The organism is Photorhabdus hainanensis (genome assembly GCF_018448965.1).
Classification (GTDB): domain Bacteria; phylum Pseudomonadota; class Gammaproteobacteria; order Enterobacterales; family Enterobacteriaceae; genus Photorhabdus; species Photorhabdus akhurstii.
The window spans coordinates 1-24,762 of sequence record NZ_RCWD01000056.1 but is presented as its reverse complement, the minus strand read 5'-3'; the positions used below and the strand labels follow the sequence as shown (position 1 = coordinate 24,762).

The window sequence follows — 24,762 nt, the reverse complement described above, 5'->3', positions numbered from 1 at the left end:
AATCGTAGCAATCGCTTTCTCCGATAAAAATACATTATTGTGCAACACAGGAATATATCGGCTGGCCCAGGTTTGCCGCTCTCTATCAATAGAAAGTCGCTCTTGATGCCAAAAATGATATATCTCCCACCGATAATCAAAGAGCAATAACCGCAGCCCAAAGATAGCTAACCCGATTAAGCCCGCCGCACAAAAAATTATCCGCCACTGTCGCGACCTGATGTATCCAAACCATAATTTTACAGAAAACATTTGAAACAACCCAAAAATTACATAGATAAAACAATGCCTTATAAAAAAAACAAAATACCATTGACTCTACGTCGCTTAATTTTCTCTTTTAAGCATGATTCTCATGACTTTCCAATGAAATTAAATCGACTCAAGGGGGTTTTAATCATACGCTACAAAGAAAATAATCTTTATTTCATGGGATTATCGACGGCAAGTAAATCGAAATTATCCATCTGCATTCCGGCGGCGGTTCTTTTGCTAATATCGCATCCAGTTCAGAGATTTTAGCTTGAAGTTTCACAATGGCTTTTTCTATCCCTTCTCTATCCTTAGGATAGCGCGGAATTATTATTTCCCGATTGACCTTTACCGATATATCAATATCTTTTCTTTGACGTTTTATTTCATCAAAGTCAATGTCGCCTTTTAAATAAGGTTTCATAATAGCGCCACACTTATTTTTTGTCTTCCTGACTTTTGCTGTGATGAAAACGATGCCAAAAAAGCATCAACATAATTAATCAACTGCCACATAAATTGACAACAATGATTTCGCGTTATTGTCTCATGGAGCGATTATCATAATCGTTCTATTTTATTTAGCCACGGTGAATAGACGGGTAAAAACAGCAGAGTAAATTTGGGATGTCGTGCCAGCCACTCCTTTACCTTCTGACTTTTATGAATACCGTAGTTATCTAAGATTAATGTGAGGGTTTCCGCATGGGGATATTGATGATTCAGTTCATCTAACATTTTGATAAATAAATCAGAGTTCTTTTTTATTCCTTTAACATAGGTGACTTGCTCTGTTTGGGATTTTTCGCAATTGATCAGATCGCAAAAATCGGACTGAATTCCCTTCCAGGGATCTATTATTTTGAAAATTTATTTAAATAAATAACGTATTATATAAATAGACTACGTTTATTTCATTTTCATTAAAACATGATTATCTCCTATAGGCTATAACCTATAAGTTATAAATAGTGTGCAAGCAGACTGGCAATAATAATTAATTATAGCTTGCACAAACCTGCTTATGAATGAACAGTTAACACAAACAACTCACAAAACCCGGAGTATACATGTCAATAGAGAACCTATCGCTTTAAATAAACACTCTCTGTTATCAGGCAAGTTATGCCCAAAAACTTCAACGATTCTTCAACGAATTATAAAAACCTATAAAAATGCATTATCTTAAATTGCTGAATTAACGATCAAGCCCGTATACTCACTGAGCGTTAAGGCAAATCCGGGCGTTAAGACAGATCTGGAATAGCAAGTAGCTTACTTAGTCGCTCAAAATGTATTCCAGCAAATGAAACTAAAGTTAAAACACAGGAAAATTATCATGACACGTTTAGGCTTATCTATAACTGTATTATCACTGTTATTCTCTGGCGCAGTATTAGCTGCACCTAGCACTCCCGTAACCCAATCTTCGGATACCAAGGCTACCCCTTCCCATGTGGAAAATACCAAAGCAGGGAAGAAATCCGACAAAACCGCACCTAAACAACACTCACATCAGAAGGCAGCAAGCAAAGAAGCTAAGAAGGCTCACTGAGTTTCCCAGACTGACGCCACTAATGTGCCGCAATCGTTATGACACAAGTTTAGTAACGTCATAACTGTAAATTCAGGGGGGAAAATCCCCCCCTCAACAGGCTATCGTGAAAAGCTTAACAAGCCCCTTCGGTATCTTCATCACCATAATATTTAACACCAATCCTGATGATATCCCGTCCCTGAGATTTACGGTGTTTATTCGTGTCACGCAATGAATAGATACAACCACAATATTCCTGCTGATAAAATCTTTCCCGTTTACTGATTTCGATCATCCGGGCTGAACCACCTTGCTTACGCCAGTTGTAATCCCAGTATTGAATCCCCGGATACTGACTTGCCGCTCGTTTTCCACAATCATTTATCTGCTGCATGTTTTTCCAACGAGAAATGCCCAACGAGCTTGAAATAACACTGAAATTATTTTCATAAGCATACAAAGCAGTACGCTCAAAACGCATATCAAAACACATGGTGCAGCGAACACCTCTTTCTGGCTCCAGTTCCATACCTTTAGCACGTTCAAACCAGTTATCGCTGTCATAATCCGCATCCACAAATGGCACATTGTGTTGCTCCGCAAAACGAATGTTCTCTTCTTTGCGAATTAAATATTCCCGTTTTGGATGAATATTCGGATTATAGAAAAAGACGGTGTAATCAATTCCAGAGGCATGTAGCGCTTCCATCACTTCACCAGAGCAAGGAGCACAACAAGAGTGCAATAATAATCGTTCCGCATTATCCGGTAACGTTAAAACAGGGCGAACACAGTTTTCCATTTAGCAGGCTCCATATAATTATAAGAATTAATTATAGAATATAGTTATTTTTAGCTTCAAATTTTTCGAATGAAATTCATCATGACTTATTTGCCATTGCGATCCTTACTTTTCTGATCACAGTAAATTACCTGAAATTCTGGCAGATTCTACCGTTATCTTGTCATCATCAAAGTTTGTACAAGGAAGTTCACTACCGATAAATCTGTTTTACGCTGATAGTTAGCTAAATTATAGCCAAATTCAGATACTTTTAACCAAAATAATTTAAATGGAGACCACCATGCGCCATACAATTTCTCTGCGTGACCTCTCTTTTCCGGCAATTACCGCCGGATTTGTCGCTGTTTTAGTCGGATATACCAGTTCAGCGGCAATTATCTTTCAAGCTGCGGAAGCGGCGGGCGCCACCACCCTACAGATCGGCGGCTGGCTAAGTATGCTAGGACTTGGAATGGGTATCAGCTCCCTAGGGCTATCGCTTTATTACCGCACCCCCGTCCTTACCGCATGGTCAACACCGGGCGCCGCGCTACTGGCGACAACGCTACCTGGAACATCAATCAACGAAGCCATTGGTATCTTTATCTTTGCTTCAGCGCTGATCTTGCTGTGCGGTATTACCGGCCTGTTTGCTCGATTAATGAACTATATCCCACAAGCACTTTCCGCAGCCATGTTAGCCGGTATTCTATTACGCTTTGGTTTGGATGCTTTTTCTTCATTTTCGGTCAACTTCGTACTGACTGCCGGAATGTGTTTGACTTATCTTCTGGCACGCAGATATTTATCCCGCTATACCATCATCTTAACACTATTATCAGGGCTGATTATCGCCGCTTTACAGGGAGATATTCACTTTGAACAACAATCTACAGCCGCATTTGTCACCCCTGAATTTATTACACCCAGTTTCACATTCTCTTCGTTATTGAGTGTCGGTATTCCATTTTTCATCGTCACAATGGCATCCCAAAACGCGCCCGGCATCGCCACACTAAAAGCCTCAGGATATCCGGTTTCTGTTTCGTCACTGATAAGCTGGACTGCGCTCATTTCACTGATCTTGTCACCTTTTGGTGGTTTTTCCGTCTGTATTGCCGCCATTACGGCCGCAATTTGTATGAGCCCGGAAATTCACGCTGACCCAAATCGCCGTTATATGGCCGCTGCCGTAGCAGGCGTGTTTTACCTGATAGCGGGACTGTTCGGTGGCTCAATCAGTATGTTATTCAGCGCCCTACCGGCGGCGCTTATTCATATTATTGCCGGATTAGCATTGCTTGGAACAATTTCTGGCAGCCTGCTACAAGCGTTACAAAATGAAAAGCAACGAGACGCCGCGGTAATCACATTTTTGATCACCGCTTCCGGTGTGACATTACTTGGCGTAGGCGCTGCATTCTGGGGATTAATCGGTGGAGTAATAACCATGATCCTTTTATCTCTGCCGAGGAAAACCAAAATAGTTCATTAGATGAACAGCAAAATTATACTTTTCAGCACTTTATGATACTTATTGTCAATAAAACTTATGATAGTTTGCCGGGTCTGTTGCGCTTTGAATATTACGATGGGACGTATCTAACAACCTTAAATTTTCTTACCCGCAAAGCCGAGCTTCCTATTATGAAATTTTTTGATACGAAATTTTCTGATATTAGTAAGTTAGCCGTTATTTCATCATGCCTGGCAATCCCTTATAGCTATGCTGATGATCACCCAATTCTTTCTCTCTCTGTCAGCCAATCCGGAAGAAGCCAAACGACTGCTGATGGTAGTTTATCCAGAAAACCAAATAAGCAAGAATCACGGATACTTCCGATTTGGGATGATGAAGCCAGAGCTAAAGGTTATGACCTACCGGAACCTTTTGGCGCCAGTTACGGTTATATGAATATGCGACAGAATATCATTGTAGACGATATTAAAATCATTATACCGAATACCCCAGAATTTGAAGACGCACTGGATATCCAGACAGGAAAAACCAGAGGAAAGAATGAATCACATATGCTCAAACTGGATACTTGGGTTCTGCCTTTTCTGAATGTTTATGGCGTTTATGGCTGGACAAAAGGCACATCGAAAACCAACATTGAAGGAATCAGATTTGCTGGATTCTCTATTCCTGATATGAAAGATATCCCTTTCGCACTGGACTTTAAAGGTAAAACCTATGGTGGCGGTTTAACTCTGGCAGGGGGTTACGATCAGTTTTTCGGTACGCTTGATACCAACTATACCTACACTAATCTGGACATTCTGAATGGTAAAATTAGCGCTCTGGTTGTTACACCACGTGTTGGTTATGAGTTTATATTCCAGCCAATCATCCCAGGACAAGGAAATACCAAATTGCAAGTATGGACCGGTGGTATGTACCAGAGAATTACTCAGGAATTTAAAGGCAATATTAGTAATCTGGATTTACCCCCCATGTTTGACAAACTGGTCAGTGCATTCGACGATTATGATAGTATGAAATTCAAAGTAAAACAGCATATTGCATCTCGCTGGAATAATACGGTTGGTGCAAGGCTGGAAGTCACCCGCCATTTTAATCTGCTGACTGAAGTTGGCTTTAACAAACGTAACAGCTGTTATATTTCAGGAGAGTTCCGTTTTTAAATGAATATCCGCTGTATTTTACATGGGCTGGCTTTAGTCAGCCTTTTTATTTCTGATTTCTCATATGGTGAAGCACTACTTAGCAGGGAAAAAATCGATGGCTGGCTGGAAAAATTAGGCGGCAGCAATACCTATGACAGTAGTAAAGCGATTGACTGGGGCGTTTTACCCGGCCCTTTTTATACTCCAGAATTAAGTGCCGGTATCGGTGTTGCTGTCGTCGGTCTCTATCGGCCAGATGATAACGATCATACCAGCCAAATCTCTTCTCTTTCCCTGAATGGATTTGCCTCTTCAACCGGTGCCTTTGGCTTCACATTTGATAACTACAATTTCTTTGCTGATGATAAATGGCGTTTTTTTCTTTCCGGTACATTGAACAACGTTCCCACCTATTATTGGGGAACAGGATATCAAGCAGGTAAGGTAAATGATCGCAAAGAAAAATATCGCTCACAGGAATTGCGCTTACAACCCAGAATCCTCTATCGCGTTGCTGATTCTACCTATTTAGGCGCCGGCTGGCATTTTTCATCATTACACGCCAAAGATCCCGATAACGGCGCTAAAAAACTTTTCGCAGCCGAGAATGATGGACGATCCACATTGAGTTCAGGCGTCAGTGCCTATTTCAGCTATGACACACGGGATTTTCTGCCTAATGCTCATCAAGGACAAGTGCTTGATATTACTTACACCCATTTTTCCCCGACATTAGGCGGCGACCGTCGGTTTAACACCGTGAATATGCAATACAGCACCTATTATCAATTAGATGAGAAATCTGTACTGGCATTTGATAGTTATGGTCGTTTCACTGACGGCCAGGCGCCCTGGAATATGCTGTCAATGTTAGGTAATGGCAATCGGATGCGCGGATATTATGAAGGCAGATACCGGGACAAAAATGTTATCAGCTCTCAACTGGAATATCGGCGCAAATTGGACTGGCGGCACGGATTCGTCTTATGGGCTGGGGCTGGCACCCTAAGTCATTACGCAGAAGATATTGGCTCAAAAAACTGGTTACCCACAGTTGGCGCTGGCTATCGTTTTGAATTTAAACCTAAAATGAATGTCAGACTGGACTTTGGCGTCGGTAAAAAAAGCAATGGATTTTATTTTCAGGTAGGAGAGGCGTTTTGAAATTACGTTTATGGATTGCTGCTTTAACGTTAGTTACAGGATGCCAGGGAACTTTTTCTTCAATCGCACCAGTACAACCTGACTTAAATAGTGAAACAACCGCCGAAGCCACCCGCGCATGGCCGGTTCTTGCTCCGATTCCCTCACCCGAAGGATTAAGAGCTTGCTGCGCTTTTGGCTATAATTTAAAAACTGAATTACTGACCATTCCAGTACCTTTTTACCACATAAGTAATGTGTTGGATGCCGATAATCTTGGGGCGCATAATTATAACAACAGTTTTTTTGGTACCGTCGCTTCGTTAACAGGACTTAGTAATGAAAAAGTAGGGATGATATATACCCGCCGGGGCGGATTCATTGATATTTCCCATGTACGGGATACCGCTGATAATGCGGTTTTTCTATTCAGTCAAATCTGGCCTCGTCTTGGAGAAGAGTGGCAAATAGAACTCAGCAACGAATTAGCATCACGCCGTATCCAGTTCTATCAATTCACACCACCAGCAGCGATAGAACAACGTTATACCCTAACTGCTTATCTCGCGGTAAAATTGGCTTTTGAACTTGCTGCATGGCATGAAATCGCCCAATGGTATGGCTATCAGTCTGTACCGGGATTTTCTGAAAAAGTATCCGCGTTCTCTCCTGAAGATCTCTACTCTAATCTATTAGGCGCTCGTCTTTCCCTCTCTTTGATACTGGCAGGACAAGTGCCGTCAATGAAACAATACCGTCTATCAATACAAGCCATTCTGCCTCCTGCTCTACGTGAACTGGAAGCCTTATCCCCTGATGAAACGCGGAAAATGTTTGAACAGGTTGATGGTATCTGGTGGGACAGCAAACGCCGTATACCTGATAAACGCCTAATCCTTCAACGCGATTTCCATATTCACAGTGATCGCACGCCTAATATGGTGCCGACAGAACAGCAATTTCCACTTAGGCTCACCCTGCCACAACAATATATTGGCTACAGATTATCTGAATTGGCCGAATTACAATTGTGGCCTAGCCGCCAAATGAAAGATCTTCCTGTACCAGAAAGTTACTGGATTGCACTCGATTTTCCACAATTGGCAGAAAAAGCGAAAGAACAACAAGAGAATTATTGATTCATATATTTTCAATGAAAGAATGAATATAACATTATGAGTTAAAGTATATAGAAGATTTCAGATTACTATTTCTCAAATAATAATCCCTTTGAAATATCATCAATTATTATTTACTATTTACGCAATGTTACATAACAATATAAAATCAACATTATCTATAATAAAACCAAACTATGCTGCCTGTACTTAAATTAAGCTAGAAAGGGAAAAACCTCATCATTAAGGCATTATTTCACCGGATAAAAAATTGTATTAAAATATTTACAAAGATAAAAAGCCAATAAATAACTGATATATAATAATTAATATTACATGGCATTTAAAAAATAAATCAAAAAACCACAAAAACATTAACCAACCAAACAAACCAAAAAAGAAATAAAATCTCAAAAAGACAAAAAATTTAGAATACAACTCCAAATTACACTCACAAACTGTGTATTTCACTTATTTTTATCGAAAAAATAGACATTCACTCTTAATTTAACTTAAATAATAAAAATCCCTTCTTAAATAGGTTTAATCGTCTATAATATATGTTTTCAAGTTATAAATATGTATAAACAATATCATCTTTATCTAAATAGACAAAATAAGAACTTACATTGGTAATTATTAGAATTATTAAACCGAAGCTCAAGTTACTAAACTATTTTCAACTATATAATATGTTGATTTTTATTTTAAATTTATAATATTAATCAATTTAATAGATAAAAACTAACATTACTTTATTAATTTATTTGATGTATCGGGGGATTCAGGGCCCCTATCTTTACCCCCTGATAAAACCAATTAAGATGTCCCTACTCCTGGAGAGGAAAAATGAATAAACTCGCGTTATCAACCACCGCCGCCCTTATTTTTGCCACAGGCTCTGCTGTTGCAGCCGATAATGCTGCTGGTGGTACACTACATTTCTCTGGCGCAGTCACTGATGCCACTTGTACTATTAACGGTGGTGTTTCAACTAATCTGTCGATTATATTGGAACCTATCTCAGTCACTCAAGCCGGACAAAAAGAAGGCTTAATTGATTTTGGTAAGAAAGCATTTTCAATGGAGTTTTCTAACTGTCAGTCCAAAGCCGTTGGTTTTGACCCAGCAACCTCTATGTTGAAAATCCAATTCTCATCATCACACACCATCGCTAACGATGGTAAATACCTGATCAACCAAGAGTCCAATGCAAACGGCAAACCGAAAAACGTAGGTATCGCCATTGTTAAACACAGCGAAGAACACGCCCCTATTATGCTGAATAAGGCGTTTGATACAGGAATCAAAGGCTCTGGGGCAGTACCTGAAACTGTCGATTTCTATGCGAAATACTACAAAATAGGCACTGCTGAGGCAGATCTAGGTAAAGTCGTAACGATGGTTACTTATCACGTTACTTATATGTAATTATTTACTACAATGAATAAAGCCTATTTAAATAAATAGGCTTATTTAATTTGGCAAAAATAACGTTATGAAGAAACTATTTTTAGCTATACTATTAGGAATGACGACTTTAACTGCGCATGCCAACATCGTTATTAACACAACACGTGTTATTTATCCATCCGGTAATAAAGAGGTATCGGTTCAATTATTAAATGCAGGGGATCAACCCTCCCTAGTACAATCCTGGATAGATGATGGTGATCCTAATTCAACACCTGAAACAGCTAAAGTCCCCTTTTTACTCACCCCTCCAGTCGTCAAAATTGATGGCAATAACGGGCAGCAATTAAGAATTAAGCACATCAACAGCAATCTACCGACTGATCGTGAATCGCTGTTTTATTTGAATGTTCTGGATATTCCTCCCGTTGCAGAAAATATTGGTGACAAAAACGTCATGCAGATTGCTATTCGTACCCGGATCAAATTTTTCTACCGGCCTAATAAACTTTCTATTTTACCAAAACAGCTCCAACAACATATTGTATTAAAACGTGAGGGTAGCCAGCTAAAATTGGAGAACTCATCACCCTATTTCGTGAATATCGTCGGCCTTAAATCTTCCGATACTCAACCTAACTTACTCAATGAAGGAACAATTATAAAACCGTTCTCTTCTCATTCATTCAGTACTAATGAAAAAGTAAAAGTTGGAGACAAATTAACTCTGGCTATTATTGACGATTTTGGTGCTATAAATAAATTAACTTTACTACTTCAATAGTGATATTACTGGCATAGCATAGAACATGATGAGACAAAAAGTTAGTCGGTTAGCTCTGATAATAGGCGCCTTGCTGTATACAGGTTGTTTATGCTATGCCGCAACATTTAATACTGATTTTCTAGCCGGTGAATCTGCAAAAGCAGATTTATCCCGGTTTTATTCCACTTCAGAACTACCCGCTGGCCGTTACGACATTGATATATATCTAAATAACGACTGGAAAGGAAGATTTGATATTAATATCCAAAATAATGGTAAAGATATTTACTTATTTAATGAAGATCTCCCTAGATTAGGTATAAAAATTGATAAGGACCAATTATCAGAATCAAATTTATCCAAAGATGAAATTCTTCTTACTAAAATAATATATGAAGGAACCGCTAATCTCGATGTTCCTAAACTCAGTCTACATCTGGTGGTCCCGCAAGCGTATGTCAAAAACGAACTCAAAGGCTATATCGATCCTGCATTCTGGGACAGGGGTATCCCCGGCGCTATGCTGTCCTATAACGCCAACTATTACCATACTCAAAATAGGAATAAACAAAACCATGACCGTGAAAATGAAGATAATGTTTACGTGTCGCTTAATAGCGGTTTGAATCTATTTGGCTGGCAATTACGTGATCAATCCTCTTATCACTATACACGATCAAATGGTGATAAATGGAGTAACAACACCCGTTATCTACAACGGGGAATTTCATCAATTAATTCAGAACTTCGCATTGGCGATAGCTATACATCAAGCGATTTATTCGACTCTTTCCGCTTTCGAGGTATCAATCTGAAAACAGATATGCGCATGTACCCCGATGCCTGGCAAGGATTTTCCCCTATCGTCAGGGGAGTTGCGCAGACTAACGCCCTGGTAAAAGTCACCCAAAATAATGTTGTTATTTATCAAGGCAATGTGCCACCAGGGCCGTTTGCCATTGATACTATTTTACCAACAGGTTCAGGTGGTGATTTGCTAGTTGAAGTGACGGAAGCGGACGGACGTACTAACAACTTTACCGTCCCCTTTTCATCCGTTCCTAATATGATGAAAGAAGGTCTTGGCAAATATGATATCAGTGCGGGAAAAACACATATTGCCAACAGTCGTTATAAACCAAACTTTTTTCAAGCCAGCTATCAATATGGTTTTAATAATGTCCTGACCGGTTATACAGGCACTATTATCAGTAAAGATTATTATTCACTATTGTTAGGTAGTGGCTTTAATCTACCCATTGGCGCTGTCTCAATTGACGTTTCACAATCCAGCGCCAAATTTGATAATAACCCAACCATGAAAGGTCAAAGCTACAAATTGGCTTATAGCCGCTATATTCCACAAACAAAAACAAATTTTTCGCTGGCGGCTTATCGCTATTCAACTAAAAATTATCTCACCTTAATCGATGCAATTGATCTACATGACTGGATAAGCAACGGCTATAACCAACAATACTATTCCCATCAAAAAAATACCTTTAATATCAATTTAAATCAGAATCTTGGTAGTGGTGCAGGTTCACTTTTTCTTTCGGGAACATTCCGTGATTACTGGGGAACCCAGAATAAAAGTAGAGAGTATCAAATGGGATATTCCAACAGTCTGGGTAAAGTCAATTATTCCCTGACAACAAGCCGTGTCCGATACAATATCAACGAAACAGAGAGTAAAGAGGAACAACGCTACTATCTGATGCTATCCATTCCTTTCGAGTTGTTTGGCTACCCAGCCTATCTGACCAATAATGTCTCAATCAATGAAAATCACTATAACAACAGTAACTTAGGGTTAAGCGGCAGCGCAGGCCCAAACAACCGTTTGAATTACCACTTCAACATTTCAGATCAGAAAAGCGGTTCGACAACAACCAGCGCAAATTTAACCTACAAAACATCCGTTGCCACATTGAGCAGTTCTTATAGCCAATCCAAGGAGTATCGCCAAATGGGGCTTGGCGCAATCGGCAGTTTGGTTGCTTATCAAGGTGGAATTCTGGCTGCTAATCAGGTTGGAGAAACTTTCGCCATCATTGACGCGCCAGGCACAGCAAACGCTTCAGTGAATGGTGATAAAAGCATGATGACAAACAATAGCGGTAAGTTGCTGATACCTTACCTCTCTCCTTACCGAAAAAACGCCATCATGCTAGATACCAGTGAGGTGTCAGAAGATGCAGCTGAACTTATCGGTAATATCAGAGATGTTGCGCCATATTCCGGTGCGATTACCCATATCGGATTTAAAACAGACCAGAGGAAAACGTTTGTTTTCTATGCCTCTCAGGCTGATGGTAAACCTTTGCCTTTCGGTACTGAAATTGTCGATTCAGAAGGTAACAGCTTAGGATATGTTGGTCAGGGCAGCATGGTTTTCCTGCGAGCAGAAAAATTACCACAACAAATTTATATCCACATCGGTCAGCTAGGCGAAAAGAGTTGCACAATAAACGAACCACAGCCTGAAATGGGCTCAACCGCCAATATTTGCCGTTAAGGGAGAAGAGTAATGAAACTTAAATCATTGTATCTGGCGGCCATAATCAGTCTAAGCAGCAACATAGCCTATGCAGACTGCCAACCTAAATATGCAATAACAGCACCGGCAATCACGGTTGATATGACAGATAATCTCACCCTGAACAGTAATGCAACCTGGATACTCAACACCCAATATTCTGGCTATTTTACATGTACAAGAAATTCATTATGGAAACAAAACTCTGTTGCTAACGGCTCGCCTTTTACCAAAAACAAAGTTGTCTTAGGATTCAATGGCGGCAAAGATTATGCCGAAGTGACTGTCACGAATCTTTCTCCTAGCAATAGTATTAATCTGGGAAACAGTAACGACACATACCCTGCTGGCAAATTGCAAGCCCAATTTACACTTAATGTAAAACTACTGGGCGGCAGACCTGGTGGTAGTAATATTCATGTCTTTTCCGGCAATTCTGCAACATTAAAAACTGCTGTAATTGCTATGGATACCACCAACTTAGGAATCCTTGACGCCATTCTCCGTTTCGCTACCGATTTCCTGACCTTTATTCTTACCTGGGAGTGGCCGACGCATTCTGAAGATATCTATTACCAGCCCGTTACGATGATTTTTAATCACAGAGATACAACTTGTCACTTCTTAAATGCTGGGTTGACAGTGAATCTACCAAAAGTCAACCGCATTAGATTACTTAACGGAACAGATAAAGGCGAAACCCCTTTTACCCTGAACTTTGAATGCAAGTATCTCCAAAACGGTAAAACTTCACGCTCAGTTAAAGCTTACCTAAGCAGTAATAATCTGCTGCCAAATGACAATCAAACCTTAATTGATAGCAAAGCCGGTGCCGCTAAAGGTGTTGGTATCCGTGTCTCTCAGACAAGTGATTCATCGCCGATAACTTTCAGCGCCTCACCATCCTCATCCCGTGGCGCGACACTGCTATTCAGCAAAAACTCCGGCAATGTCATTGATAAAAACTTTTCCATCGACCTTAATGCTTACTACCACGTTTATGATCCGCAAAACATCATAGCAGGGGACCTGAAAGCAACCTCTGTGCTGAACTTTGAATACAATTAATCAAGAGGAAAATTACCCAAGAGGCAAAGGAGATGTCTCTTATTTCCCCTATCCGAATTAAAAATTTATGTTTCAATAAGTAATAATTTGTAATAAAGTGTTTCTGAAGAAAAATTCATTTACATTTACAACCTATCATGAATTGATGTAACACAATGATAATCTTAGCATTAAGCCATCACACAAACTCACTTAATTACCCAATAAAATAATGTAATTCTATAGGGAAAAATATAATTACACTCATCAATAAAATTAAAAAAACAATATCAAGGTAATATTTAACAACCTTATTAAAGAATAAAAAAACAACCACCACCCATAAACCAAAAAATACCCCTTAAATAATAACACCCCCAAAGAATACAAACAAAAAATACAAAAACACTCAATTCACATTAATCAATAATTAAAATAATTAATTAAAAATCAATAACATAAAATAAATTCAAAAATAAAATACTTATAAATCAAATATAATCACACATAATATAAAAATGTAATAAATAATTTAATTGGACATAACAAAAATATAACATTCATTCTCAAAAAACACCTTTAATATAGAAATAGAAAGATAAATATTTTTATTATCAACAAATAAATTATTGGATTTTTTTATTCTTATATACACCTTCATTATTATATTTTTACAATATCACCTGAAGTAAATATTTGTAACACATTGTTACTTATTTTAACTTAACATTTAGAACCATATCGAATATCCTGCATCGCACCAATGACAATGGATGCATTAGAAAATTAGCTCAAGCCTGACAGAGACGACTTAATTTTAACTTACAGAGGAAAAAGACCATATTGGTAACTGGTCACCTTTTTATGAAAATGATAATTATTCTTATAACGGCAATATTAATATCAATCAGTTTACTACTCGCCGCAGTGTTCTTACGATTGGCTGTACTATAATTAACAATACTATATAAAACTAAATTCAATCACTTTCGATATTATACTAACTGGTTTACAAATCATTTTTCTTTTGAAAAAGCAGCTTACAGACACAAAATTAACTCGAAAATCATGATTATATCTGATGAATAACTCGATCATAACAGGTAATATTTTGTACACGAATAGCACGTAACCATATATAAATTAATAAAAAACCACAAAACAAATGAGCAAAATAATAATTTTTATTACAGAAAATATATTTATGAATCGCTAATAACTCTGGCTATGCTGGATTTATTTTGCTAACATCAGCTTGTTTTTTATTCAGAGCAAACGAGGAAAAGCAATGCCCTCTCAAACAATGAGGACAACTGCCATCTTCGCTTTCTTTATCTCACTATTGTTTTCCGCTTTTAGTCATGCTTCAACCAGCACCGCTAAAAGCATAGAGTATTCTCACAATGACATGCAAAGTAGTTTGCCAGATTTGCGAAAATACCCTTCGGGCACCCTACGTAAGAAAGCGTTTTTAAATGTTGTTGTCCCTGTGATTGATCAACACAATCAACAAATTATGCAGGAACGGAAATGGCTATTGGAACACCAAAACGCCAAGCATTGGTCCATACAGGATATCAAGCGCCTGCAACAAATTTGTAAAAACTACGACGTGAGCTGTAGCAGCTCGCCTAAAAAAGTTAACTGGAACAAGCTACTAAGTCGTGTTGATATTATCCCAACCCATTTTGTCGCCACTCAGGCCGCAACAGAATCTGGCTGGGGAACATCTAAGCTTGCACAACAGAATAACAACTTGTTCGGTATGCGTTGCGGTAACAACTGTAAGAAAACCCAAGGTAAAATAAAAGGTTATTTTTCCTACCCGACCATCAATGATTCTGTCGAAGCCTATATGAAAAATATGAATACTCATAACGCTTATGAATCATTGCGTGTTTCACGCGCCAAGCAGAGAAGCCTTCAAGAATCACTAAATACCAGCAAATTGATTGATAATCTTGAAGGGTATTCACAATTGGGTTCAACTTACAACAATTACCTGCATAAAGTATTTAACAGCAATAAAGGGCTTATTACTCAGGCGCAGAAGTTAGCCAAAAACGACCATGACTAAGGGCCTAAATAAGTCATTAGCATGAATATCTTCTGTTTGAATATCTTGTGCTAAGTACCAATATCATCCGTTACTATAACCCACTATGGAACGGATGATTTTCTTATGTCCATCGGTTTGTTCTTTTCATTGATAGAATGTTTAGATTAAATACTATAATATCATCCAATATTAACCTATATTGAAATAAAATGATTGACCAGAGTTTAATATGAATTTCTTTTCTTTTGAGTTTCTTGGTTCCTTTGCTGCTTTCTTTCTCTTGTATTGGATGCTACAAAAAAATACTAAAGCACAAAACTATCTGCTGATAATCGCAAGTTATCTGTTTGTCTTTTCCTTTAACCCGCTTTTCACCGGCACCCTATTTGGCTACACGCTATTTATTTATCTTTTAACAAACATAGCCAGCAAATTTCTATCCAATCGCATCACGTTTGCTATCTTGACGATAGCTATTCTGGGATGTTTTACGCTATTCAAATATTACTCTTTCTTTCAAGAAAGTCTCCAACAAGCGTTTGCCGAATTTGGCTTGTCCATAGATTTACCTGTACTGACATTACTCGTCCCTTTGGGTTTATCTTTCTATGCATTTCATTCCGTCAGCTATGTCGTTGCTGTCGCAAGAAAAGAGATGCCCAAAGCATCATTTCCTGATGTCGCCTTATACCTATGCTTTTTTCCAAGTATTGTTGCCGGACCAATCAACCGAGCTAAAAATTTCCTGCCTCAAATCCAGATTTCATCAAGAGTAATCATTGAACCATCAAGAGCCATATTACTGATTGCACTGGCGATAATTAAGCTATTCTTATTCAGCTCTTATTTATCTGAAAATTATGTCAATCCAGTTTTTGATGATCCTGCCAGCTACAATACGGGGCAAATACTGGTTGGTATCTATGCCTATGCATGGCATATCTATTTTAATTTTTCTGGTTATACCAACCTTGTCACTGGATTAGCGCTACTCCTTGGTTTCAGGGTACCTGAAAACTTCAATTCCCCTTATTTGGCTGAAAACTTACAAGCCTTCTGGCGCCGTTGGCATATCAGTTTGTCTGAATTTATTCGTGATTATGTCTATATTCCTTTAGGTGGTAATAAGAAAGGATTTATACGTAAAAATCTTAATTTGTTTGTCGCTATGGTAATCTCTGGATTATGGCATGGAGCCGGAATTAACTTCATTATCTGGGGAGCTATTCATGGATTGGGATTAATAATCCTCAATGTCAAATACCAGTTATTTCCCCCAATAGACAAAAAAAATCAAAATACTTCCCGAAACCCAGTCAGCTCATTTTTATCAAGAATCATCACTTTCCACTTTGTCTGTCTGGCATGGGTTTTCTTCCGCTGTCCTACTCTCGATGATGCACTAGTATTATTAAATCAATTAATATCATCAGGTTTATTTCACTCAATAATAGCCAACAGTGGGTTGTTATTGATGTTCTGGGGACTCTTTATTATCTATCCGTGGCTGATTAATCTAAAAATAATGGTTGAGAAAATTCACTCTAAGATTTCATGGATATATTACCCAATACCATTAGCGATTATTTTGACTTTAGTATTTATGCTTTCACCACAAGGAATACCAGGATTCATTTATGCCAATTTCTGAATTCAAATCTAATTTAAAAACGGCCGGACAAGTCACTTTTATCGTAATATTAACTAGCCTACTGTTAATCTGGTTAAATCATCGTTCACTGGATAGATTCTGGCAACAAGAATACCATCAGCAAAGCCTTTGGGCTACTTTACAAGGTCATCCGCTCTGGGATTTCGGTGATAACCTGGAACAAGGCGTACTCGCTGCGGGGGAAGCTTTCATATTACATACTACCGGCAATAATAGTGGCAATCATCAGCAAACTTCCCAGAAAGCTGATATCACACTGCCTGCGGATTTTCAGATTGGACTCAAGCTCCTGAGTGGTTATCCCTTTCCTGTTACAAATCTGCCTGCAACTTTTCCTGAGTTATTACAGAAATCTCCCCATACTCATCCGGTTAATTCACCAATACCCCATGATTTAAGGAATAATGTTTCCCCCAGTGCGGTTATCGCTAAAACTAACGTGACACTGACAGCCAAAGATAAAGTGCTGTTTGCCGGAGATTCAATGATGCAGGGTATCGCTCCCCATCTGAAACGCCGACTCTACCGGGATTACAGTATTTCAAGTATTAATCTCAGCAAACAAAGTACTGGACTCGCTTACCCCAGTTTTTTTAACTGGCCGGAAACTATCAACAAAACACTGGAAGCCAACCGTGATATCAAGTTAGTTGTTATTTTTTTGGGGCCAAATGATCCCTGGGATATGCCACCAAAACATGGAAACATCTACCTGAAATTCTCCAGTCCCGATTGGGAAAACCTCTATCGCCAACGTATCGACATGATCCTTACCGAAGCACGTAACCACGGTGCTGATATTATCTGGGTTGGTCCTCCCAATATGCGACAGAAAAAACTTTCCACCAACATGGAATATCTGAGATCCTTGTATCGTTCGGAAGTAACAAAAGCTGGGGAAATCTACGTTTCTGTTAATGATATTTTTAAATACCATGCAAATGATTATTCCGATTATATTGGCGATAATAGTAATAAAATTAAACTCAGAAGTGGTGATGGTATACACTTTAGCTTGAAAGGCCAGCAAACTATCTCAGACAACATATTTTCATTGATTAAATTTATTCAGGAACCAGCCAAACAAAATGGAACCAAGCAAAATGAAAATAACTAAACAACTCCGTCAGCGATACCAAGCAGCTAGCATTAGTCTGGTCATCACACTCTCTTTAAGTTTGATATCGTGCCATAAACAAAAACCAGGACCATTGCCAACACAACAACCGGCAAAAGAGAATCAACAGCTAATAGACTTTGGTGAACCGAATTTAGCCTTACTGGCGAATAAACTGCATAACAGTCGTCATAATCAACTGCATTTCATTCAGATAGGAGATTCCCATACCGCCGCAGACTTTTTTACCGGCAAGCTTCGTTTTTTACTGCAGCAGCGTTTTGGCGATGCCGGAATTGGTTTTGTTAGCCCAATTAATGTACCTGGCCAACGTAACGCTATGGTTAGTATGACCGGTAATAAACAGCAATGGAAACTCACTACCAGCCGCAAAGATAATCGGCATGATTTTCCTCTTGGCGGCGCCATTGCAGAACCGAGTAGCCAAATAAGTCAATTAATTCTAAAGCTGTTTGCGCCATCCCATTATCGCTATCAACTCAAGACGTTATACCAAGCATCGAGTGACGCTCAGATTCTGGTTCAATCTACAACCAAACGAATAGTGAAATTACCGGCAACCCACGGTGACTGGCAATTTTCTACTGAAGCATCAGTTACATTCCCAGTTAATATTATGGCGATACAAAATAATCAGTTAAAATTAGGCGGCTGGTTTATCAAACGCACACAACCAGGTATTATGTTATCTGCCTTGGGTATTAATGGCGCAACTATTAATATGATGGATAAGTGGCAGCCACAATGGATTGATACATTAGTTCAAATGCATCCTGATATGGTAATCCTCGCTTATGGCACAAATGAGGCTTTTAATCATTCACTTGATTTATCAAGCTATCGCCAGCAACTGGAAATGAAGATAAAGCAGATTCGTAATCAGCTGCCACAAGCAGTTATCCTTATTATTGGGCCGGGTGATTCTTTGAAAAACAATCAACTTACAAGTTGTACAGCACAACAACCAACAATGCTGGATAATATCATCCATATTCAACAAAAAGTCGCTCAAGATCAGCACACACTATTCTGGAACTGGCGTGAATATATGGGTGGAAAATGCTCAATTAAGAGCTGGGCGCAACAAGACCTTGCTCGTCCTGATTATGTTCATCTTTCAGCCGCGGGTTATGAACGCAGTGCTGAAGCTTTATATCAACAACTAATAAATATTCTCGATCAATAAGCAACAACAAAGCTTGATTGGGAATAGTACTAAATACTTATCTTGTTTTTAGTGCAGAAAATTTAAACTTATCATCTTAGGTTTACAATATGTATGAGCTCACAAGAAACCCATTTAATAAAGACAAACTATCTTTTTTGTTGTATTTAATGCGTTGAAAAATAAGTTTATACCATGTGTAAAACATAGCTTTAAAAAGAGTATTTAAAATATGATTTTTCCAAACAAGTATCCTCTCAGCTCTATAAAAAGGCTCATCTCCGGCTGGAAAGAGTGTAGTTTCGAACGTTACCAACAAGCGTATTCCCTCTATGGGGGTGGAATATCCACTCATCCAGATATTGTACGTTTTTTAAATGAAAAATTTGGCAATAGTTTTATCTTTTACGTCAAAGAAAATCCACAAATAGAAAACGTTATCGAAGGGGCATACTTTACATGTAAAGATCATCATCTGGCAGCAAGCCACCAAAAGGACTATTATTTTTTCAGTTACGATGAGATTCTCTTCCCTATTGCCAAACATCTAAAAACTATCATCCCAGGGAAGTCAAAAACCATATCGCCTCTGCACAAAGAAAACTTTGTCAACCTTTATTATGGCCGATTAAATAAACGAACAATATGCCTTGCTAAAGAAGATTTTTCTTATAAAACAAGAAGAAATCGGAGTAATGAAATTAATAGATTTAAGCGTGCAGGAGGAGAAATACATCAAATCGATGATTTTACCTGCCAGGAATTTGTTGACATTTACACCACACTGTACGAAAAACGGTGGGAAAAAAAACACAGTGAAGAAGAAAAAGGGAAATTAACCGAATTATACACCGAACTCAAACAGCATCTGTACGGATGTGTATTAACTATCAACGGAACCCCAGCAGCCTACGATTTAGTTATAAAATCAGACAGCCCTCAATGGGTTTCATTCGATGCAGTAAACGGCGGATACGATCCTGAATATGCTAACCTCAGCCTTGGAAGCATTGTCATGTGGTTAAATATTCAAAATGCTTCAGCGCTCTGTCAGCAGAATCAAAAAAAGATGCGTTATTCTATTGGCAAACCCACTTTTGCCTATAAAGATCGCTGGTGCCACCGTCACCCGCTAGCAAGAACACTCTTTTAATGTCACCAATATTTTCAGGTAGTTTACTTATCTTGCCGCCTTCTAAAGAAGGCGGCATGAATCTAATACAATCCCTGAATTCATACAAATTACAACATAGTAAAGAAAACCATTCCAACAACCGCACCTGTTGTTCCAAGAATAGTTTCCATAATTGACCAAGTTTTCAGTGTCTGAGATTCTGTTGCACCAGTAAATTTACCAAATAACCAAAAGCCTGAGTCATTGACATGGCTCAATACCAAAGAACCACCCGCAATACAAATTGAAAGAGCTGCAAGCTGGGCGCCAGAATATCCCAGAAGATCAACAACTGGCAAAATCAGACCAACAGTTGTCAAACAAGCAACGGTTGCAGAACCTTGAATAATACGTACTGTTCCAGCAAGGATGAAACACGCTAATGCAATAGGCAAGCCCGCACCAATCAATGCATTTCCCAAAGCAGGACCAACACCAGAATCCACTAATACTTGTTTGAATACACCACCAGCCCCAGTCACCAATAAAATAATTCCAGCCGGTTGAATAGCCGAAGAGCAAATATCCATCACTTTTTCTTTACTCATCCCACGGCGAATTGCCAAACCATAAATAGCAATCAAACAAGCAACCAAAATCGCAGAAAATGGATGACCGATAAATTCAAGCCACTGATATAACTTAGATCCTTGTTCAACAAAACTCTCACCAATAGCCTTTAATCCAACCAAAGCCAAAGGGAACAGAACCAGTGACAAACTCAAACCAAAAGATGGCATCTTACCTTGACCAAGACTTGGCTCACTCATATCGTTAGGTAAATCCAGAGTGACATACTTACTGATAAAACTACCGAAGATTGGCCCCGCCAGTAACATCCCAGGAATCGCGGCACTGATACCAATCAAGATCATCCAGCCAAAGTCAGCATTCATTTGTGAAGCCAACAACATCGGTACTGGACCAGGTAACAAAAACGCTGCGGCGGCTGCAACACCGGCAAACAAAGGAATAACCAGCCTGACTACATTACCGCCAGTACGACGCGCTACTGCAAATGCCACACCAATCAATAAAACAATCGCTACATCAAAGAACAACGGCAAAGCACAAACCAAACCAGCGATCCCCAGTGAATAATGAGCATTCTTTTCACCAAAACTATTTAGTAATTTAACCGCAATCTGATCCAGTGCGCCTGTTTCATGCAGAACTTTACCAAACATTGCCCCTAGTGCGACAACAATAGCTAAGAAACCTAACGTTCCTCCCATTCCTTCTTGCATTGTTTCAGCAATTTTATCCAGAGGCATACCAGAGAAAACACCCGCTCCCATAGAAACCAATATTAACGCAACAAAAGCGTGTATTCTGGCTTTCATCACCAAAAACAATAGTAAGAGAACAGAACCCACCGCTGTCAGCACTAAGGTTAAAGTACTCATTATTTTTCCCCTGAAATGACACTATTAATTATTTTTATCGAGTGATTTATCACTTCATCAAGAGATGATCTAATGTCAACCAGATAAATATCCTGTTCATCACTCTCTGGCTCTTCTAATGTCTCAAACTGAGATACCAACATTTGAGGTTTAAAAAAATGATCTTTACGTGCCTTCAATCGACTTTCAATTAAATCAAAGTCGCCTTTCATATAAAGAAATGACAGATTCTTATTATTATCACGCAGTATATCCCGGTAATGCTTTTTTAAAGCAGAACAAACAATCAGGGAGACCGAGTTTGTGCGTTGCATAGCAAAAATTGCATGGTTCAGTAATTTCAACCAAGGCTCACGATCTTCATCATTCAGTGCATAGCCTTTAGCCATCTTATTAATGTTAGATCTTGGGTGTAAAAAATCACCATCTAAAAAAGCAGAATCCAATTTACAGGCCACGGCACTGGCAACAGCAGATTTACCACTACCGGATACCCCCATAAGCACAAAAACATGATTCGAATGCTGGGTATCACCCATATAAACTCCTTAACGTAGATATTTTATCTACAAAATGTTACCGGTAACTGTTATCGGTAACATTATCAGAAGTAGAGATGAAATTCGCAACAACACGGAATATTCAGGAAATAAAAATGTGATACTTATCACAAATAAATTCAAAAAAATGCAAATCCACCAGACCGATTAGATACTCTCCCCCGGAGATAACCGAAAACCTATATCAATCATTTTTTGCGGTAAATGTTCGCCTTTCAACCGAGCCATTAATAATTCGGCAGCCCTCCGCCCCATTAAGTCACGAGACGTCAATACACTGGCAAGTTTTGGTGTCATCGCCTGACCAACATCATGACCATGAAAGCCAGCTATCGCAATATCATGCGGTACAGCTATCCCTTGACGTTGGCACTCGAAAATTGCTCCGATAGCGAGATCATCGTTAGTACAAAATAGACCATCAACATCAGGATATTTTGTTCGTGCTTCATTTAGTAACTGCCCCCCTAATGTGTAAGAAGAGCTGTCTGGAGTCATTATCTTACCTGGTTTTAACCCCGCACTTTCCATTGCAGCTTCATAACCCTCCAGACGAATAATTGTCCTTTCATCTTGTCTCGCACCAAGATAAATCACCCTCTGACAACCACGCTCAATCATTGCCATTGTCATTTGCCGAGCAGCTTCAAAGTTGTCAATACCGACTGCCGTATCAAAACAAGGAGAAACACAATCCATCAGCTCAACAACAGGGATACCCGCCGTTTCCAACATCTTCAAAGTTCGTGGAGTGTGAGTGCGTTCTGAAAGAATCAAACCATCAATATTATAGGAAAGTAAAGAAATCAAACGCTCTTCTTCCTTTTCTGAGCGATATCCATAGTGAGCCAACATAGTTTGATAACCATAACTATCCGTCACATATTCGATACCACGGATAACCTCCGCAAAAACTTGGTTAGTCAAAGAAGGCAATAAAATACCAATAGCATGACTAGTAGAATTAGAAAGAATATCCGGCACTTTATTTGGGATATAACCTAACTCATCTAAAGCATCCGCTATTTTTTCTCGCAATCGCTCAGAAACTTGATCAGGATTACGTAAGAAACGACTTACCGTCATTTTAGTTACACCAACACGATCAGCAACATCTTGCAAAATAGGACGTTTTTTCTTCATATTTCAACGCAATATAGAATTAGTCAAGTTTAGGATAATAAACGCAACGCTATGACATACTTATACACTATAAGGATACATTTTTTTAAACTTAGTCTGATAGTGAAACCGTAACCCCCATTTATTCAATACATCGTAAAATCTCATCCTTTAAAGCGGAAATATAAGAAATATTTTTTTATTAATCAGGAGGATTTATTACCGAATGATTGGAAGGCAATGAGCCGCCACAATCAGCAAGAACCAAGCCTCGACAGTGACTAAGAACTTGAAAATTGCCAAACCTATCAAAATCAGAAGCAAAGACATTAAGTCAGCTTAGGAGAAATGTCCAGACGAAATTAAGGTTTAATCATTCGATACTGACTCGAGGTTAATATGAACTACGTTGTTAACTTAAGTACAAGCAGGCATTCAATTAAGAGAAAACTTTCGTCAGCTCATACCAATTAAGAAAAGGCTACGTCATAAAGTACTCAAAACCGATATCAAAAATAACCGGTTAATCAGCATGCCGATAAGATTTATCCTACTGATCCACTTTGAAACCTTCCTCTCGACTAGATTTTAAAATCTATTGAAAACATTGAAAGGTTGAACTCAACTACGGCGAGATAAAACACAGGCAATTAAGTCATGTGCATACACTTAGTCATTAAGATGTTGAAAACATTTCATTAAAAGTGACGAACAAGCCCCATTTTCTATAATTTGGTTCGTTTAGCAATAATATTTACGACACGAACTCATGGAAGTCCTAACCTCATTATTGCACTACAGTTTATTCAAGCAGAGTTTTTACGGTGTATGAGACAAAATCCCAAAGAAATTTCAACGATTATAGGAAGAAGAGCAACTTATATCATCTAATAAGAATTGTGGAAAAAACTTTGCCCAAGGCAAATTCTGATCAGAGGGGAACAGCGATATACCGCTAAATATAAAACTGCCAACCGCAGATGGCTAAGATACTGGAGATAAAGGGATGGTTAACAAAAGCAAATTTTGGCAGGCATTGTAACGTTTATGGAGCCAAAGCGACTGTCGTATATCGCACAAACGCAAAAACCCCCAGCTTACGCTGAGGGTTTCAGATTATTGACAAAGTGCTGGTTTTTTATCCGGCACTTTGTTTTAATTAAGTTCCGTTCACTCAACGGAGCTTGCCGCCATGTTAAGAACACCCCCTCTCCAGACTTTCCCGCCAGAAACGCT

General features: G+C 38.8%; 20 protein-coding genes and 1 pseudogene. 14 read left to right on the top strand and 7 right to left on the bottom strand.

Annotated elements, in window-relative coordinates:
* From EAE92_RS22510 to EAE92_RS22500, 3 genes and pseudogenes are all read right to left on the bottom strand, one after another.
* A partial coding sequence (locus EAE92_RS22510; protein WP_214069652.1) for a hypothetical protein occupies positions 1–252 on the bottom strand: 252 nt, incomplete at its 3' end.
* Between the two features lie 175 nt (positions 253–427).
* Positions 428–676, bottom strand: coding sequence for a hypothetical protein (locus EAE92_RS22505; RefSeq protein WP_214069651.1), 249 nt, complete (start codon positions 674–676; stop codon positions 428–430).
* Positions 673–1,071, bottom strand: a pseudogene (locus EAE92_RS22500) (IS630 family transposase); the annotation flags it as partial. The gene EAE92_RS22505 and the pseudogene EAE92_RS22500, both read right to left, overlap by 4 nt.
* A 520-nt stretch (positions 1,072–1,591) precedes the next feature.
* Between EAE92_RS22500 and EAE92_RS22495 the strand changes: the two are divergent.
* Positions 1,592–1,807, top strand: coding sequence for a hypothetical protein (locus EAE92_RS22495; protein ID WP_036780415.1), 216 nt, complete (start codon positions 1,592–1,594; stop codon positions 1,805–1,807).
* Between the two features lie 115 nt (positions 1,808–1,922).
* Here EAE92_RS22495 and EAE92_RS22490 read toward each other — a convergent pair whose 3' ends face one another.
* Complete coding sequence (locus tag EAE92_RS22490) at positions 1,923–2,591, bottom strand: epoxyqueuosine reductase QueH (protein WP_040154499.1); 669 nt, start codon at positions 2,589–2,591, stop codon at positions 1,923–1,925.
* Positions 2,592–2,874: 283 nt separating this feature from the next.
* Between EAE92_RS22490 and EAE92_RS22485 the strand changes: the two genes are divergently transcribed.
* The 13 genes from EAE92_RS22485 to EAE92_RS22425 all read left to right on the top strand — a co-directional run bounded on the left by EAE92_RS22485 (position 2,875) and on the right by EAE92_RS22425 (position 20,417).
* A complete protein-coding gene (locus EAE92_RS22485; RefSeq protein ID WP_036780412.1) occupies positions 2,875–4,068 on the top strand; it encodes a benzoate/H(+) symporter BenE family transporter in 1,194 nt (397 codons plus the stop codon).
* A 152-nt stretch (positions 4,069–4,220) separates the two neighbouring features.
* Complete coding sequence (locus EAE92_RS22480) at positions 4,221–5,222, top strand: hypothetical protein (protein ID WP_214069650.1); 1,002 nt, start codon at positions 4,221–4,223, stop codon at positions 5,220–5,222.
* On the top strand, positions 5,223–6,368 hold the full coding sequence (locus EAE92_RS22475; RefSeq protein WP_214069649.1) for a BamA/TamA family outer membrane protein: 1,146 nt from the start codon (positions 5,223–5,225) through the stop codon (positions 6,366–6,368).
* Positions 6,365–7,486: a DUF4056 domain-containing protein gene (locus EAE92_RS22470; protein ID WP_214069648.1), complete on the top strand. Its 1,122-nt coding sequence runs from the start codon at positions 6,365–6,367 to the stop codon at positions 7,484–7,486. The genes EAE92_RS22475 and EAE92_RS22470 overlap by 4 nt, the downstream gene beginning before the upstream one ends.
* An 828-nt stretch (positions 7,487–8,314) precedes the next feature.
* Positions 8,315–8,896, top strand: a complete 582-nt coding sequence (locus tag EAE92_RS22465; RefSeq protein WP_214069647.1) for a fimbrial protein — start codon at positions 8,315–8,317, stop codon at positions 8,894–8,896.
* Between the two features lie 67 nt (positions 8,897–8,963).
* On the top strand, positions 8,964–9,662 hold the full coding sequence (locus tag EAE92_RS22460) for a fimbrial biogenesis chaperone (RefSeq protein ID WP_214069646.1): 699 nt from the start codon (positions 8,964–8,966) through the stop codon (positions 9,660–9,662).
* A gap of 25 nt (positions 9,663–9,687) precedes the next feature.
* Positions 9,688–12,162 (top strand): fimbria/pilus outer membrane usher protein, encoded by a 2,475-nt coding sequence (locus EAE92_RS22455; RefSeq protein WP_214069645.1) that lies wholly within the window; start codon positions 9,688–9,690, stop codon positions 12,160–12,162.
* A 12-nt stretch (positions 12,163–12,174) separates the two neighbouring features.
* Entirely contained in the window at positions 12,175–13,251 is a 1,077-nt protein-coding gene (locus EAE92_RS22450) for a fimbrial protein (RefSeq protein ID WP_214069644.1), read from the top strand.
* A gap of 1,267 nt (positions 13,252–14,518) precedes the next feature.
* The gene (locus tag EAE92_RS22445; RefSeq protein WP_214069643.1) at positions 14,519–15,307 is read left to right on the top strand and encodes a protein bax; all 789 of its coding nucleotides are present in this window, start codon (positions 14,519–14,521) and stop codon (positions 15,305–15,307) included.
* 211 nt (positions 15,308–15,518) lie between these two features.
* Positions 15,519–16,940 carry an MBOAT family O-acyltransferase gene (locus EAE92_RS22440; protein ID WP_214069642.1) on the top strand — a complete coding sequence of 474 codons (1,422 nt, stop codon included), beginning with the start codon at positions 15,519–15,521 and terminating at the stop codon, positions 16,938–16,940.
* Positions 16,927–18,078, top strand: coding sequence for an SGNH/GDSL hydrolase family protein (locus tag EAE92_RS22435; RefSeq protein WP_214069641.1), 1,152 nt, complete (start codon positions 16,927–16,929; stop codon positions 18,076–18,078). Before EAE92_RS22440 ends, EAE92_RS22435 begins: the two co-directional genes overlap by 14 nt.
* A complete protein-coding gene (locus EAE92_RS22430; protein ID WP_214069640.1) occupies positions 18,065–19,285 on the top strand; it encodes an SGNH/GDSL hydrolase family protein in 1,221 nt (406 codons plus the stop codon). The genes EAE92_RS22435 and EAE92_RS22430 overlap by 14 nt, the downstream gene beginning before the upstream one ends.
* Before the next feature lie 211 nt (positions 19,286–19,496).
* Positions 19,497–20,417, top strand: coding sequence for a GNAT family N-acetyltransferase (locus tag EAE92_RS22425; protein WP_214069639.1), 921 nt, complete (start codon positions 19,497–19,499; stop codon positions 20,415–20,417).
* An 89-nt stretch (positions 20,418–20,506) separates the two neighbouring features.
* Here the strand turns inward: EAE92_RS22425 and gntU are convergent, their stop codons facing one another.
* The 3 genes from gntU to gntR form a co-directional block, all read right to left on the bottom strand.
* Entirely contained in the window at positions 20,507–21,844 is a 1,338-nt protein-coding gene (gene gntU, locus EAE92_RS22420) for a gluconate transporter (RefSeq protein WP_214069638.1), read from the bottom strand.
* Positions 21,844–22,383, bottom strand: a complete 540-nt coding sequence (gene gntK, locus EAE92_RS22415) for a gluconokinase (RefSeq protein WP_214069637.1) — start codon at positions 22,381–22,383, stop codon at positions 21,844–21,846. Before gntK ends, gntU begins: the two co-directional genes overlap by 1 nt.
* Before the next feature lie 168 nt (positions 22,384–22,551).
* A complete protein-coding gene (gene gntR / locus EAE92_RS22410) occupies positions 22,552–23,547 on the bottom strand; it encodes a gluconate operon transcriptional repressor GntR (RefSeq protein ID WP_214069636.1) in 996 nt (331 codons plus the stop codon).
* Positions 23,548–24,762 lie beyond the last annotated feature (1,215 nt).